This is a genomic window from Neobacillus sp. PS2-9, assembly GCF_030915525.1.
In the GTDB taxonomy this organism is placed as follows: domain Bacteria; phylum Bacillota; class Bacilli; order Bacillales; family Cytobacillaceae; genus Neobacillus.
In genome coordinates, this window is record NZ_CP133269.1 from 3,976,442 (window position 1) to 3,992,473 (window position 16,032).

Here is a 16,032-nt window from a genome sequence, read left to right on the forward strand (position 1 = left end):
AAATACATGGAGGTTTGTTTATGTCTAAAGATAGCTCATTTGATATTGTATCCAAAGTTGATTTTTCTGAAGTCACTAATGCAATAACCCTAACAATGAAAGAAATTGGTACACGCTATGACTTCAAAGGAAGTAAGAGTGAGGTCAAACTAGAAAAGGAAGAACTTGTTCTTATTTCTGATGACGAATATAAAATGGATCAATTAAAAGATGTTTTACTTGGAAAGTTGATTAAACGAGGGATCCCCGTTAGAAACCTTGACTATGGAAAAATAGAAAAGGCATCGGGCGGAACAGTCCGTCAAAGAGCCAAGCTTGTTCAAGGAATCGATAAAGAAAATGCCAAAAAAATTAATACGATCATTAAAAACAGTGGTGTAAAAGTAAAAAGTCAGGTTCAGGACGACCAAGTACGTGTCACTGGAAAAAACCGTGATGATTTACAAAAAATCATTTCCTTGGTACGTGAAGCAGATCTTACTGTAGATGTACAGTTTATTAACTATAGGTAGTGAATGAAACACTAATGTTTAACTCTGTTAAAAGTAGTGTACATAAGACGAAAAGGATCCCATCCTTCTCGTCTTTTTTATTTTTGGTTCATAATTTTTCTATTAGTCCAAAGAATAACAAGATAAATCAATCATGGAGGTAATACGAATGAGTAATAAACCAAATCAACAAAAACAGACCTTTCCCCCACAACATCAGAACCATCAACCAGGAATAGAAAGTGAAATGGATCCACGACCAAAGTTTGTCGATTCAAATTATAAAGCAGGAGGAAAGTTAGCAGGTAAAACTGCGATTATTACTGGCGCAGACAGCGGCATTGGAAAAGCAGTGGCTATTTATTTTGCTAAAGAAGGTGCAGATGTTGCGATTGCTTACCTAAATGAACATCAGGACGCAAAAGAAACAAAGCAGCTGATTGAGGCAGAGGGACGCCGTTGTCTCCTTTTCTCCGGCGATATTGGGGAAGAAGACCACTGTAAAGAAATTGTTAATCAAACCATAGAGCAATTTAGTAAACTCGATATTTTGGTGAACAATGCAGCCGAACAGCATCCACAACAAAGCTTACTAAATATTACGGCGGCCCAACTCGAAAAAACGTTTCGAACTAATATTTTTTCCTGCTTTTATATGACAAAAATGGCCCTACCTTATCTAAAAAAAGGAGCCTCTATCATCAATACAGCATCAATCACTGCCTACGAGGGAAATGAACAATTATTGGATTATTCGGCGACTAAAGGGGCCATTGTATCCTTTACTCGTTCCTTGGCTAAATCACTAGCCCCCCAAGGAATACGTGTAAATGGAGTTGCCCCTGGACCGATATGGACACCGCTCATTCCATCTACCTTCCCTGCTGACCAAGTTGCCACTTTCGGCTCTAATACCTTGATGGAGAGAGCTGGACAACCCTTTGAACTGGCACCGAGTTATGTATTCCTAGCCTCAGATGATTCTTCCTTTGTAAGTGGCCAAATGATTCATGTAAATGGTGGAAAAGTAGTAAATGGATAATTATAAGAAAACGCATTGGGATTGTTCCCCAATGCGTTTACTCTACCTTTTTTGTTTTTCTTCTTTTTATGATGAAAAAAAGGAAAATGAATACAAGAATATATACAATAATCATGGAAACAATCAGCGGAATATTGGCTCCACTCTTTTCAGTTAATACATAAACCTCTGAGTTATCTCGGTCAAGAATAAGGATGTATTGATTATCTCGGCTACGGACAATGTCCCCTCCAAGTAACCCCCTAAGTTCTTTACCGCTTTCCAATTGATCCTTCGATAAAATGACTTTTTGTGATTTCCTTGTATTATTAATTGCCACTACAGACGTTTCGCCTTTATACGTTCGTTTATAGACGATCATCCCCTTTTTCTCATAAAGCATGTCCATACTGCCTCTTGTTAATGAGGGGAGCTGATTCCTTAACTCACCTATTTTCGTTATATAATCAATAAGGTCCTTATCCGCTCGAAAATTCATCTGCCTGCGGTTATCCGGAATTTCCCCACCAATTAGGGCAATCTCTGTCCCATAATAAATTATGGGGATTCCTGGCGTAGTGTATAAATAAGTCAATGCTGTTTTCCAACGTGAACCAGGAAACTGTCGCTTTTCAACAATGTCAGTAGTAAACCGTGTTGTATACTCATTGTCCATAAATGATGCTCGTAGGAAGGATGGTTGTCCTTTGTCAGTATCAGCGTTAAATTGGCTGATGGATTCATCAGTAGTGGCAAACGATTTTCTTATATTTTCAAGATGAGAGTAATCTAATAGACTGTCTATTCCAGCTTGTTCGTATTCCTTTGGGTCAGCTGTAGTATCTTTAGAAAGAACGCCAAGCAAGAAAAAATTCTTGTTCGTGTCTTTGATTTGTTTTGAAAAATCCTTCCAAAAACTTAATTTTGTTTGGTTCACTTCTGGTAAACTAAATCCATCAATATCGGTCTTCTTGATCCACCATTTTGCGGCATCAATTAGGTAAGCCTTGTCCACGGAATGGTTTGTAGCTTCGTTGGTTGTAACAAAATCAATGACTACTTTCATTTTCCGCTTATGCGCTTCTTTTACAAGCTCCTGAAATTTCTTTATAGTACCAAAGTGTTCGTCCGTTTTATAATAGTCAGTTACTGAGTAACCATGGTACCCATTTTTCGTATTATCAAAGATAGGGGTTAAACGTATGGCTGTAAAGCCCATATCATGTATGTAATCTAGACGATCAATAATCCCTTGAAAATCACCGCCATGATAGGCTAACGGGTCTTTTGCATTTACATCTACATCATTGGTTATATCTCCATTGTTGAATCGATCAACCATTATGGAATAAAATGATTCATCCTGCCATAATCTGTTTTCTTTTTTTACCGCTGCCTGTGCAGGTAACGAAGAAAATAATAAGAAAGTAATGAACATGAGTATCGTTTTTTTCATATATTTATACCTAACCTCCCTATAAAAGGGAAGAGGATCTCCTCTTCCCTACACTATTTTAATCCAACATGCTATATATTCCAAATGTAAAGTTAATTTACTATGTTAATATTATAATCTTTAAACCATGTATGAAGCTGCACAAGGTAGGCCAATAATTGTGGACCTGTCATCAACTGACCAAACCATGGCTCCTGAAAGGATTTCCCCCCCGAACTGACAATCCCCTCTAACTGGTCTTTTTGGAAGAATTCATGTAGAACAGAAGATTTATCTTGGAGGATTTTTCCCATCCATTTCTGAATGGCCATTGTATATTCAGGATTGTGTGTTTTTGGGTAAGGACTTTTCTTTCGGTAAAGGACCTCCTCAGGAATAATACCTTCAAATGCTTTTCTGAGAATTCCTTTTTCCCTACCGCGATACATTTTTAAATCCCAAGGGATATTCCAAACATACTCGACAAGGCGATGGTCAGCAAAAGGAACCCTAACCTCCAGACTAGCCCCCATACTCATTCGGTCTTTTCGATCAAGGAGTGTTGTCATAAACCAAGTCATATTAATGTAAAATAATTCTCTTCTCTTTGATTCTTCTAAACTTTCTCCATCTAGTTTAGGTGTTTCAGCAATCGCCTGTTTATATTGCTCCAAGCAATATTCATCTAACTTTAGTCTTTTCTGCCACTCAGGCTGTAGTAATGCTTGCCTCTCATGGACAGATCGCATCCACGGAAAGCCCGGTCGCTCTAAGTCCTGTTGACGATGGAACCATGGGTACCCCCCAAAAATTTCGTCCGCACATTCTCCTGATAAACTTACGACAAAATCTTTTTTGATTTCTTTGCAGAACCAAAGTAATGAGGAGTCGACGTCTGCCATTCCCGGAAGGTCTTTCACGTGAGTCGCTTCTAATAAATCATTTACTAATTGTGCTTGAGTAATTGTCTTATTATGATGCCTGGTTCCAAAATGATTGGTCATCATTTGAATGAATTTCCCATCTGCTTCCGGCTGGAATTCATTCGAAGAGAAATATTGGTCATTTCCCTCATAATCAATTGAATAAGTATGAAGCTGCCCTTTTCCTTGAGCTTCGAATCCCTTTGCAGCAATAGCGGTGATAATACTTGAATCAAGACCGCCTGATAAAAAGGTGCACAACGGCACATCTGATACTAATTGTCTTGTGACGGCATCGGTAACCAAATAACGGACTTTTTCCGCGGTTTCCTCTGCATTTTCCTTATGTTCTGCACTTTTTACATTCCAATAACGCCATATTTTTAACCCATTCTTGGAAAAGGTTAAAGCATGTGCAGGTCTCAACTCTTTAATACCTTTAAATATACCTGATCCTGGTGATCTTGACGGTCCTGCACCAAAGACCTCTGCCAATCCTTCATGGTCAATTTCTGTTTTAATTTCAGGATGGGCGAGTAGCGCCTTAATCTCTGAGGCAAAAACAAATCCTTTTTTATGCTCTTTATAAAATAACGGTTTTACCCCTAAACGATCTCGTCCAATAAACAATAATTCCCTTTTTGAGTCCCAAACGGCAAAGGCGTATATCCCATTTAAATAGTTTACACACTCTTCTGCCCATTCTATATAGGCTGTTAACAGTACTTCTGTATCAGAATGACCCTTAAAGGAATATCCTTTAGTATGGAGTATTTTGCGGATATCTTCAGTATTGTATAATTCCCCATTGTAACAAATGGTGTAATTAAAACCGTCCTTTTGTTTCGTCATTGGCTGTCTTCCCCCCTCAGGGTCGACAACAATTAATCGTTTATGCCCAAATCCAACATGCGTATCATACCAGATGTTAGTTTCATCAGGTCCTCTTCTTTCTAAGGTATTGACCATTTTCTTGAGGGTTTCGGTTTCGTTCTTAATTGCTTTGTCAAAATCTATCCACCCCGAGATTCCGCACATTTATTTCACTTCCCTACTTTCAGATTATTAACCTTGATTACATGTTTCATTGTATTCAGCCCATGTTCATTGGTTAATTGTCCTACAAAAACGGAAGGGCTCTTCTCAGGAAAGACAATTATCAAGACTATATGAAACCATTATTACCTAGGCTTATTCTTGTGAGATTAGCTAACAAGGTTAAAAAATTTTTTTGAAATAAACAGGTTATAAAAAGACACAAAGATGTCTACAAAGAAGAATGAACGTAAATGGCATGGAGGTTAATGATGAATCGACAACAACGACTAAAGCTATATGATATCCAGCATCGGGCCTTTAACGAAGGAACAGTGGAACAAATTAATAATCAATGGATCTTTTTCGACGAGGAAACAGATGAGGCCACAATGTTAGAAGATTTTATTCATCAAGAAATAGAGATTTTTCGCCTCAACCGTTGGAGGAAAGGGATATTAAACGAGCCAGGAAAAATCCATTGTGGGAAGGAAGTTATTTTATTTCGTGACCACGATTTAATAAGAATAAGAAAGCATTTAGTGTATTCCCTTGAAAGGCTATTGGATGGAGTTAATGATGATGCCTTTTTTCAGTTTATCACTACATTAAACTCATTGAACTTTTCTATTTACGATTGTATTTATTGTTATAACCATTTATCTTTCTTGTCGGATGAACACCGGAAAGATGGTGTGAACTTTATGGTTTTTGACAATCAAGAACAGATTTGTAATGTGCAGCATCATTTTTGCTACTATGAAAAGGTCAATGATCGGTTTGAATTCACCTTAAATACCGGAAAACGATTAATCATTGAAAAAATTATTTCATAGTAAAAAGGCGTGGAGGATCCCTAACGGGTTCGGTTCAGAGGTAGAAAAGTTAAAATAGTAATTCAAAAAGAAGTCTAATTCGCATATGAATTGGACTTCTTTTATTTGTGATATTCTCCCCTTATTTGTAAAGTTATTATTAAGTCGAGTTCCCATCACAAGAACTTGAGAAATTTTAGATATAATAAGATGACTTATTCCTTGAACAACGTTCGAAAAAAAGGAATGATTGGCAGCCAATACGATGATGTCTTAGTACATTAAGCAAATAAGAAAATTTTGAGGTGTTAGATGACAAAAGTTAATGCTACATCAATAATATTAGATAAATTTAATGTATCTAAGTCAGATTTTTTAGGTTCGGGTATGGAAGCTGAGGTTTATGCTTATGACAATAATAAAGTATTGAAATTGTATAATGATATGTCCGATACTAATAAGCAAAATATCCTAAAGGGTTTCTATTCTAAGATTAATGCAAGTTCTTTGAGCTATGAGCTTCCTTATATTTACGATACCTTTGAGGAAAATGGCATTTTAGTAACTATTGAAAAACGAATTGAGGGTAGTAATATGCAAGGTATGCTCTCAGAGATGAATTTTAACGAACAAAATACAATGATGGAAACATATCTTAATGCAAATCTTGAGTTGAAATCTGTAAAAGTAAAATCTAATCTTGAAGGTTTCACTCTATTCAATGATAATCAGATTTCTTTACTAAAAATAAAAAGTTGGTTTGAATTATTGAAAGAAATAATTTTTAGGAAACAAAACGAACTAGAGTCTTATTTCAAAAAAGATGTTGTGAATTACGATGCAAAAGTTAATCAATTGGTAGATATCTTATCACTGGGTTACGAAGGTGAATATTCTTTAATTCACGGAGATTTTTATCCTGGGAATTTAATGGTTAATAAGAACGGGATGGTTACAGGATTAATCGATTTTGGATTGATGACAATGTACGGTGACAACTTATTTGATATTGCAATAGGATGGGTATGTTTTGATATGTATAATGAGTTAAATGCAAATATATATGAGAGATATCTAAACATAATTATTTCAACATTAGGTGAAGGTGTTAGAAAAAGATTATATTTCTATGTTCTAATATATAGCTTTATTTCTGCCAATTTTTATTCTCATAATTGCGAAGATGGTCATTATCAATGGTGTGTTAAAAATTTAAATAATAAACACTTTTGGGAGGCACTTTAAGCAATAAAATTTGAACTGGCTTATTAAACGTTATTTCCTTAAGAAACAATCAAAGACTGCAATAAAGCAGTCTTTTTTCTTTTACTCAAAATCAACAATGAAAATTAATAGAGCCATTTCACTATGGACAAAAGTATGTACCAATATCTTGTAAAATCTATGTTAATGAACAAACAAAAGAGATGCGAAATACACCTCTTTTTTAATTGCTAATTAACATTTTCTACTTATCAACCGAACCCGTTAAGGGATGCCGGCCTTTTTACTTTTTCTACCTAAATAATGGATTAACTGCCAATGTATTTGGCGTACATCAATTTAGCTTTGATGATATCATTTGTTCCATGTATGAGGACACGTCCATCTTTAAAAATCACCATTGACATGCCTTCCGCCGGTGAAAATCGAAGTAAAAAGTCGTTACCAGACACTTTACCACTTCTACTAAGATGCTCGGCTACTTTTTTTAATTCCAGCTCACGCTTATCCCTTGGATTAATTTGAACGGTATCTCGGCCACAAAGCGTTGTGTAGGCCACCTGATGTTCTGAAGTTCGATCAAGAAAATCAAATTGTCCTTTAACACAACATGGGCAAGCAGGGTTTCTTCCGTTGGATATATCCATTTGCATAGATGTTAAATCCCAGATGTCGATTTGCTCTAAATTAGGGGTGGTTTTCGCCCCTACTAATAGTTTCATTGTTTCCATCGCCTGAAAAGAACCAATGATATCTGTTAACGGAGACAACACACCAACTGTATCACAGGTTTCACCTGTAGCGGTTGGAACATGCGGGAAAAGACATCGATAACAAGGTGTCTTCCCTGGTTTAATGACCGTAAACATTCCTCTTGAGCTTACAGCCCCCCCATGGACCCAGGGAATTCCGTACTTAATTGATACATCATTAATTAAAAACCGAGTGTTAAAATTATCCGTTCCGTCCACAATGACATCAAATCCATCTAATAATTCTTCGGCATTATCAAGATTTATATCGGTAATGACCGCTTCCACTGTGACCGTTGAATTTATTTTATTTAGTCTAGTTTTTGCTGCGGCTGCTTTTGGTAAATTTAGTTTCGCATCCTCTTCATCAAATAGAGTTTGCCTCTGCAAATTCGAAAGTTCAACGAGGTCTCTATCTATTAACCTAATGTAGCCAACACCTGACCGAACTAGATGGTTGGCAATCACCGTGCCTAGTGCACCCACACCTACAATAGCTACTCGACTCTTTAACAGTTTAAATTGTCCCGCTTCACCAATTTCTTTAAAAAGAATTTGTCTGGAATACCGTTCTAAATCACTCATAATATTCCCCTTTTCCCAATTAACTATATTACTAATAAACAATGAGTTTTTACTATTATCTTACCAAATTACTTTCTCTGCTTTCTTGTAAAAATTTTAATTTTAAAAAAACTTAAAAGAAGTTATAATAAAATTGGATATATATCTAAATTTTGGAGGAATCTCTTATCTTACTATCTAATATTATAAGAGATTAGTAAATAATTTTATTTACATGAAAGAGGGGGAAAAACTTTGAATCTAGGTGGTTTTAAGAACAAAGAAGTGTTAGTTGACTTAACCAGTGGAACAGTTGATTACAGACCCATCAACGAAGAAGATGCAATTAAGTACATAGGTGGTCGCGGCCTAGGTGTTAAGTATGTACTTGATAACGGACCAGAAGTGGAACCGCTTTCAGAAGAGAACATCTTATGTTTTATGACAGGCCCTGTGACTGGTTCACGTTCTTCCATGAGTGGACGTCTTTGTGTTGTAACGAAATCTCCACTAACAGGAACAGTAACTGATTCACATATCGGCGGATGGACTGCTGCACGTTTGAAGTGGGCAGGAGTCGATAATCTTATCTTCTCAGGTAAAAGCGATAAACCAGTATACCTCTATATTGAAGCTGGGGAAGCTGAGCTTCGCGATGCTTCAAATTTATGGGGAACAAGTACAAGAGAATTTATTAAAGCAATGAAAGATCAGTATGGTGAAGATGACCTTAGTGTAATGACCATTGGTCAAGCAGGTGAAAACACTGTTCGCTTTGCTTCATTTATCAATGAACATGACCGTGCAGCAGGACGTGGTGGTACAGCAGCTGTTGCAGGCTATAAAAAATTAAAGGCTATTGTCATTAAAGCCGCACAAAAAGGTAATATGCCACAGCCTAAATTAGACAGTGAGTACAAAGAAGCGAACAAAAAAGCAGTAAAAGCTATTCTAGATGGCGGTTTAACTGCACCTAATAAGGGCGGTCTTTCTGTTTACGGAACCAACGTATTAACTAACCTTATTAATGAGGTAGGAGCACTTCCAACCAAGAACTCTCAATTAACACACTGGGATGAAGCAGAAAAACACAGTGGTGAATATGTAAACACACATTTACGTGTCGCAAACAATACCTGCCATGCCTGCCCAGTTGGTTGTAAAATTGAGGTAGAAGTGAAAGATGGTAAGTATAAGACACGCGTAGAGAGTATTGAATTTGAATCTGCTTGGTCACTTGGCTCTAACTGTCTATTAAGTGATGCGGAAGCAATTTCATATATGATTGACCGTTGTAACGAGTATGGCCTCGATACCATTGAGCTTGGCCATTGTTTCTCTGTTACTATGGAAGCTTTCGAGAAAGGAATCATTTCCGAAGAGTTAATCTGGGGAGATGCTGATTCCATGATCGATTTAACGAAGAAAATTGCTTTCCGTGAAGGATTTGGCGGTATTCTTGCCGAAGGTCCTGCACGCGCTACTGCAGCTTGGGGAGCTCCTGAACTATCTATGTCTGTTAAGGGCCAATCTATCCCTGCCTATGACCCACGCGGTATTCAAGGGATTGGATTAGGATATGCAACTAGTAACCGTGGTGCCTGTCACCTACGCGGCTATACTGTAGCAAGTGAAATTGCCGGGATTCCAGAACCAACTGACCGCCTAAAGCCAGAAGGTAAAGGTGAACTATTAAAGATATTCCAAGATATGCTTGCATTCTCTGATTCTATGAACATCTGTAAGTTCTCATCATTCTCTGAAAATGCAGAGCATTATGCTGAGCAGTATAGTACTATGACTGGCGTTTCTTTGACAGCTGAGGATGTCATGAAGGCTGGTGAAAGAATTTACAACCTTGAGCGCTATTATAATAACCTAGCAGGGTTTAATAAGCGGGAAGATGATTTCCTTCCAAAACGCTTTACAGAAGAACCAGCATCGGGTAATAGTGCCGGACATGTAAGCCGAATGGATATCATGCTTGAAGAATATTATCAAGTCCGCGGCTGGAAAGATGGCATCGCAACAGAAGAAAAGCTTCGTGAATTAGGGATTATTGGACCTGAATTCACACAAACAATCTAACTTTAAGGCGTGTTAAAAAACAGTGTTGATTTTTATACCCTGTTGATTGGAGCGGAAGGCTCGAAGACTCCTGTGGGAGTACGGTTCAGGGGAGACCCCGCAGGCGCATGCGCCGAGGAGGCTCGCCGAAACGCCCACGGAAAGCTAAGAGCCTGGAGCGGAAATCAACAGGCAATTTTAACATAGCTAACATAATAGAAGAGGAAGACTCCAACATTCGAGTCTTCCTCTTTTTTTAACCACCAATTCTAGTGGTTTTATAGCGATAATTTTTAATAAGCTCTTCAAGTTCAATTTCGTTATTTGCAATAAAACGAATGTGGACTGAATTGACTTTAAATACAGAAGTGAACGCAATTTCTTCTTCGGCTAAAATTTGCCCACTCCATTTGTCGGCTTTATACATGTATGGAAATGTGTCAGTTACTAGAGTGGCTCCAAGTTCTTCAAAATACATGCCAAGGTGTTTCCGGTTAATTCCACGAAACTCTAAGTCTTTCATTTCCATATTAACCACCTGCAACGGGCGGAAAGAGAGCAAATTGATCCTTTTCATCTACCTTCGTCTGAAGGTCATCAAGATGGATGATATTTCTGCCATTCACATATACATGAACGAACGGAAGGAGTGTTTTCTCAGAAGTAAATAGTTCATCCTGTAACTCTGGGAACATTTCGACCATCTTATCCAAAACATCTATGACTCGATCACCATCAGGCAGCACCTCAACAGTTACCCCACCACATATTTGCCGGAGATTAGCAAAAACCTTTACTATCATCCAGTCTCTCTCCTCTCTTTATTTAAAGGGGACAGTCCCCCATTGCGCAAAAGCGCTGGGGGACTGTCCCCTTCTCTTTTTATGGATGTAAAAATGACATAGGCAGTTTTACAAAGCCTAGGTATAAAACTAGTAGGAAAGCAACAACAAACTGGATCCAAAAAACGGATGTATTTCTGTTGTTTTTCACACGACCAAGAATCATTTCAAATAATCCAATCACCCAAAGTCCCGCGACTGCTTTCAAAATATACCAGACATCAATTTTATTAACCATGAAAAGAAGTCCTATACCTGAAGCAATAATAAGTATGTATAATACTCGTAAAATCATTTGGACAATTTTTAAGCCTTTTTCTTTTCCACTTTTATGTAGGGAAAGTGCAACAAAAAATAAAATTAGGGTTAAAACCCATGCTGTAATATGACCGTGAATCATTTAATGGCCTCCTTAAGAGTGTTATTAGAGACTATCATACCATAGGCAATATAAAAATACGAAGATTAGTATGTCTAAATAGTAACAAACTTCGATAGCTTTATTCTTCAATCGTATTCGTTAAAGTTCCGATACTTTCTACAAAAATTTCAATCTGATCTCCCGGCTTTAGAAATCTAGGAGGATTAAATCCTTTCCCTACCCCTGCTGGAGTTCCCGTTGCGATAATATCGCCCGGTTCAAGTGTCATACCAGCTGATAGAACAGAGATTATATCTTCAATTGGAAATATAAACTTCTCGGTATTTGAGCTTTGTCTTACTTCTCCATTTACTTTTGTTTCAATGTGTAAGTGGTTAGGATTTTCAATTAAGCTTTTATGCACAATCCATGGTCCCATTGGACAGGTGGTATCTAAACTCTTCCCTATGAAAAATTGCTTATGTTTTGCTTGAAGGTCTCTAGCAGTTACATCATTAATAATGGTATAACCAAAAACATAATCAAGCGCCTCTTCCTTTTTGATTCCGCTTCCCTTTTTCCCAATAATGACAGCTAATTCCCCTTCATAATCAAGTTGTTTTGTTACAGACTGATGATTTAAAACAACGGTACCCGGCCCGGTAACAGTTGTAGGTGCCTTCGTAAAGACCATTACATGTTCTGGGATATCCTCCGCACTTCCCAATTCAAGCGCATGCTCAACGTAATTCTTTCCTACACAAAAGATATTTTTGGTTGGCCTTGGAATCGGAGCAAGCAAGGTGAATTCCTCGATAGGAAGATAATACATTTCAGCTTGTCCACTAGTTTCTACCCAATCTAGCAATATTTGTACTTGGTCAATAAAAGGATCGCCTAGTGCAATACATTCTTGTATGGTGGTGGGGAAAGTGGCTGAACCACCCCTTGCTTCTTCTGTTGGATTGAGTAATAACACCTTGGTGTTCTCAGAATTTACTACCCCAACAAAGCTTTCATTATTCTGTTGCACTGTCACAAATTTCATGATCAATCACCTCATTTTGAATTTACTACTAACCCTATAATAAAATAAACTGAACAATCTAACAAATTAGATGCATAAATAACCCCTTGCCGCATAAGCAAAGGGGTTATCCATTTTTAAACGTTTCAATAACTTGAATAACTGCCGGTCCCAACAATACGATAAATAAACTAGGGAAAATGAAAAGAACTAAAGGGAAGAGCATTTTTATTGGCGCTTTCATGGCTGTTTCTTCTGCTCGTTGCTTTCTTTGTTCCCTGACTTCATTGGCAATGACTCTCAACACTTGGACCATTCCTATTCCAAGCTTTTCCGCCTGCAAAACACTTCCAATGAATGATTTTATTTCATCAACATCCAGTCTCTCTTTGATTCCTGTCAATGCCTCTCTCCGCGTTTTACCCAGGCGAATTTCCTCTAAGCAGCGGTGTAATTCCATCGATAGAGGACCATCCTTTTTTGCAATTACTTTTGTTATTGCTGCATCAAACCCTAGTCCTGCTTCAAGACTAACCGTCAATAGATCTAAAATATCCGGAAATTCTCTTAATGCCATATGCTTCCTAGCCTTCGTTTTCTGCTTTAAATAGAAATGAGGGGCAAAAAAACCAATAAGGATTCCAAAAAGAACAAAGATGACAACGATCCCTTTCCCAGCATTTAATAAAGTACCGTATCCAAAGAAAATCATTGGGAGGACGATGATTGAAATCAATTGAATGATTCGGAAGTCAACTGCTGTCATTCCAAAGGGACTTCCAGCCATTTGTACCTTTTTATCAATTCTCGCTTCCTTTTCCCCAGGCATTCTCTTTTTAAAACTCTTTTTAAAATCTACGAACAACGGCATGATGAATCTTTTATAAAAAGTCAGATGTTCTTCTTCATTTAACTCAGTTTTCTGCTCTTGTTCATTATTTAATAAGAAGAAACTTAACCGCTCTTGAACTGAGACCTTTTTTTCGGTTCTTAGAATTAAAATACCATAGATACCTAAAGTGACAGTTAAGAATAGTGAAAGGTAAATCATCTCCTACACCTCGATGGTAGTGATTTTTTTAATTAAAATAAATCCGATTACTCCTGAAATTACTCCTGCTCCTACCATTGCCAACCCAATAGGATTATGAAAAAGCCCTCCAATATAACCAGGCTGGATTAAGTAAAGAAGAAAACCGAGAATGACTGGTAATAATGCAATAACATAGCCCGACAAACGCCCCTGAGCTGTAAGAGTGGTAATTTGTCTCTGAATTTTTGTTCGGTCACGAATCGTTTCAATAATCTTATCGAGCACGGTAGCAAGGTTACCGCCAACTTGCCGTTGGATTAAAATTGCTTGAATCATTAAATCGAGATCCTCGCTTGGCATTCGTTCGTATAGGTCTTTGAGTGCATCCTCAATCCCTTTCCCAAATTGCATTTCCTTTATTACATAATCGATTTCTTCCTTTATTGGTGATGCAGCTTCCTCAGCCACCGACTTCAATGCCTGTGGAAAGCTAAAGCCTGCCCTCAAACTACCCACAATCGTAGTGATCATATCTGCAAGACCTTCATTGAATTTTGAAACTCGTTCCCGTTGTTTCTTCCGAAGAAACCACTTTGGCATCAGGAAACCTATTACACTCCCTACTGGTAGAAACAATAAATTTCCCATTATTAAATAGAATATCCCTCCGATTAAAGCGGTTAAAATCCATTGAAAGAGGATATACTCTTCTGGTTTTAACGGCAAACCTGCTTGAGCTATTTTTAATTCAAGCCGATTGTTTTTTTCCTTCGTTAAAACCTTCTTCTGAATCCTTTCATTCATCACTTTTAGCAAAGAGATTTGTTTGCCATCCACTTTTTCTAGGCTTACCTTTTCTTTTTCCTCAATGGATAGGTAATGCTGCATTCGACTTTGCAGTTTATTTTCCGGGCGAATGAAGATCCTGAAAAAGAACCAAAAGAAAAAAGTGGATGTTAATAAAAAGAAGAGTATCAGCAGGGATATCATTTTCGCCACTCCTCATGATGATCGATAAACACTGATGCAGGAATATGAATACCAGAAGCCTCCAGCTTCTCATAAAATTTGGGTCTTACACCCGTTGGAACAAGTCTTCCAATGATTTTCCCTTCAGGGTTCAAGCCTTCTTGTTGAAAGGTAAAAATATCTTGAAGGACAATGATATCGCCTTCCATACCTTGTACTTCAGTAATATTAGTAATTTTTCTAGAACCATCTTTTAATCGGGATTGTTGGATAATTACATCAATGGCACCTGCAATCTGTTCCCTAATCGCTTTAACAGGGAGATCTACTCCGGCTAATAACACCATTGTTTCAAGCCGCGCAATCATATCCCTTGGGCTATTTGAGTGTCCTGTAGCTAGTGACCCATCATGTCCCGTATTCATGGCTTGGAGCATATCTAGGGCCTCTCCACCACGAACCTCACCAATAATGACTCTGTCAGGCCTCATCCTTAATGAGTTCCGAACTAGGTCACGAATGGAGATTGAGCCTTTTCCTTCAATATTAGGCGGACGGGATTCTAAAGATACCACATGCTCTTGTCCTAGTTGAATTTCGGCTGCATCCTCAATTGTGACAATTCTTTCATCCTCTGGAATAAAATTGGACAAGACATTCAGCGTAGTTGTTTTACCTGAACCTGTTCCACCACTGACAAAAATATTTAGCCTTGCTTTTACGCATGCATCAAGGAAAATTGCCATTTCCTCTGTAACTGTTCCGAAGTTGATTAAGTCTTCAATCTGGTAAGGGTCCTTTGAGAACTTACGAATCGTAATCGTTGGTCCATTTAAAGCTAAAGGGGGAATGATGGCATTTACACGAGAGCCATCTGGAAGTCTGGCATCCACCATTGGTGAGCTTTCATCAATTCTTCGACCGAGTGGAGCAACAATTTTTTCGATTACACTCATTACATGTTCATTATCACGAAATTGTACCGGTGTTAGAACTAGCTTGCCTTTCCGCTCACAATACACTTGATTAGGTCCATTTACCATTACCTCGGAAACGTCCTCATCCAAAAGAAGTGGATTTATCGGACCAAATCCTGTTAAATCATTGATTAGCTCATTAACCACTTTTTTCCTATCAATTTGACCACGAAAATCCTCATCATCTTTAATAATTTCTACAGCCATACCATCTAGTTGTGGAATGATTTCTTCGATTTCCTGTTCTTTTAACTCATGTAGTATCTTTTTATGGAGAACATTCTTTAGCTCCTGGTTTTTGTCAAGCTGACGAACCTTTACGGACTCTTTTTTACTTTCTTTCTTCGTCTCTTTGGATTTTTGCTCCTTAAAGACTTGTCTAACCTCTAACATTGGTGAAGGAGTCGGACTTTCAAGCGTAATATCTATTAATTTTGGTTCTTTAACGAATTGATTGTTGTTCTTTTCTTGGATTCGATTTAATAGACCCATTCAA

General features: G+C 37.7%; 15 protein-coding genes. 5 read left to right on the forward strand and 10 right to left on the reverse strand.

The features are described from left to right. The first annotated feature begins 20 nt into the window (after positions 1-20). Together RCG25_RS19960 and RCG25_RS19965 are read left to right on the forward strand one after the other, a co-directional pair. Positions 21-512, forward strand: coding sequence for a YajQ family cyclic di-GMP-binding protein (locus tag RCG25_RS19960; protein WP_308080569.1), 492 nt, complete (start codon positions 21-23; stop codon positions 510-512). Positions 513-660: 148 nt separating this feature from the next. Next, positions 661-1,533, forward strand: a complete 873-nt coding sequence (locus tag RCG25_RS19965; protein ID WP_308080570.1) for an SDR family oxidoreductase — start codon at positions 661-663, stop codon at positions 1,531-1,533. 37 nt (positions 1,534-1,570) lie between these two features. Here the strand turns inward: RCG25_RS19965 and RCG25_RS19970 are convergent, their stop codons facing one another. Both RCG25_RS19970 and asnB read right to left on the reverse strand, forming a co-directional pair. Next, complete coding sequence (locus RCG25_RS19970) at positions 1,571-2,968, reverse strand: alpha-amylase family glycosyl hydrolase (protein ID WP_308080571.1); 1,398 nt, start codon at positions 2,966-2,968, stop codon at positions 1,571-1,573. 92 nt (positions 2,969-3,060) lie between these two features. Continuing rightward, on the reverse strand, positions 3,061-4,908 hold the full coding sequence (asnB, locus tag RCG25_RS19975; protein WP_308080572.1) for an asparagine synthase (glutamine-hydrolyzing): 1,848 nt from the start codon (positions 4,906-4,908) through the stop codon (positions 3,061-3,063). A gap of 269 nt (positions 4,909-5,177) precedes the next feature. Between asnB and RCG25_RS19980 the strand changes: the two genes are divergently transcribed. Together RCG25_RS19980 and RCG25_RS19985 are read left to right on the forward strand one after the other, a co-directional pair. Continuing rightward, positions 5,178-5,741, forward strand: a complete 564-nt coding sequence (locus RCG25_RS19980; protein WP_308084230.1) for a DUF2777 domain-containing protein — start codon at positions 5,178-5,180, stop codon at positions 5,739-5,741. A 291-nt stretch (positions 5,742-6,032) separates the two neighbouring features. Next, positions 6,033-6,965, forward strand: a complete 933-nt coding sequence (locus RCG25_RS19985; RefSeq protein ID WP_308080573.1) for an aminoglycoside phosphotransferase family protein — start codon at positions 6,033-6,035, stop codon at positions 6,963-6,965. A 287-nt stretch (positions 6,966-7,252) separates the two neighbouring features. On the opposite strand, the gene RCG25_RS19990 is transcribed toward RCG25_RS19985, so the two are convergent. Continuing rightward, the gene (locus RCG25_RS19990) at positions 7,253-8,281 is read right to left on the reverse strand and encodes a ThiF family adenylyltransferase (RefSeq protein WP_308080574.1); all 1,029 of its coding nucleotides are present in this window, start codon (positions 8,279-8,281) and stop codon (positions 7,253-7,255) included. A 234-nt stretch (positions 8,282-8,515) separates the two neighbouring features. On the opposite strand from RCG25_RS19990, the gene RCG25_RS19995 reads away from it, so the two are divergent. Further along, a complete protein-coding gene (locus tag RCG25_RS19995) occupies positions 8,516-10,348 on the forward strand; it encodes an aldehyde ferredoxin oxidoreductase family protein (RefSeq protein ID WP_308080575.1) in 1,833 nt (610 codons plus the stop codon). Positions 10,349-10,583: 235 nt separating this feature from the next. On the opposite strand, the gene RCG25_RS20000 is transcribed toward RCG25_RS19995, so the two are convergent. The 7 genes from RCG25_RS20000 to RCG25_RS20030 all read right to left on the reverse strand — a co-directional run bounded on the left by RCG25_RS20000 (position 10,584) and on the right by RCG25_RS20030 (position 16,028). Next, positions 10,584-10,856 carry a MoaD-like domain-containing protein gene (locus RCG25_RS20000; protein ID WP_308080576.1) on the reverse strand — a complete coding sequence of 91 codons (273 nt, stop codon included), beginning with the start codon at positions 10,854-10,856 and terminating at the stop codon, positions 10,584-10,586. A 1-nt stretch (position 10,857) separates the two neighbouring features. Further along, a complete protein-coding gene (locus tag RCG25_RS20005) occupies positions 10,858-11,130 on the reverse strand; it encodes a ubiquitin-like small modifier protein 1 (protein ID WP_308080577.1) in 273 nt (90 codons plus the stop codon). Between the two features lie 79 nt (positions 11,131-11,209). Then, complete coding sequence (locus tag RCG25_RS20010; RefSeq protein ID WP_308080578.1) at positions 11,210-11,569, reverse strand: YisL family protein; 360 nt, start codon at positions 11,567-11,569, stop codon at positions 11,210-11,212. A 100-nt stretch (positions 11,570-11,669) separates the two neighbouring features. Further along, on the reverse strand, positions 11,670-12,578 hold the full coding sequence (locus RCG25_RS20015) for a fumarylacetoacetate hydrolase family protein (protein ID WP_308080579.1): 909 nt from the start codon (positions 12,576-12,578) through the stop codon (positions 11,670-11,672). Positions 12,579-12,684: 106 nt separating this feature from the next. Beyond that, positions 12,685-13,608, reverse strand: coding sequence for a type II secretion system F family protein (locus RCG25_RS20020; RefSeq protein ID WP_308080580.1), 924 nt, complete (start codon positions 13,606-13,608; stop codon positions 12,685-12,687). A 3-nt stretch (positions 13,609-13,611) separates the two neighbouring features. Then, complete coding sequence (locus RCG25_RS20025; protein ID WP_308080581.1) at positions 13,612-14,580, reverse strand: type II secretion system F family protein; 969 nt, start codon at positions 14,578-14,580, stop codon at positions 13,612-13,614. Further along, positions 14,577-16,028 (reverse strand): TadA family conjugal transfer-associated ATPase, encoded by a 1,452-nt coding sequence (locus RCG25_RS20030; protein ID WP_308080582.1) that lies wholly within the window; start codon positions 16,026-16,028, stop codon positions 14,577-14,579. The genes RCG25_RS20025 and RCG25_RS20030 overlap by 4 nt, the downstream gene beginning before the upstream one ends. Positions 16,029-16,032: the final 4 nt, after the last annotated feature.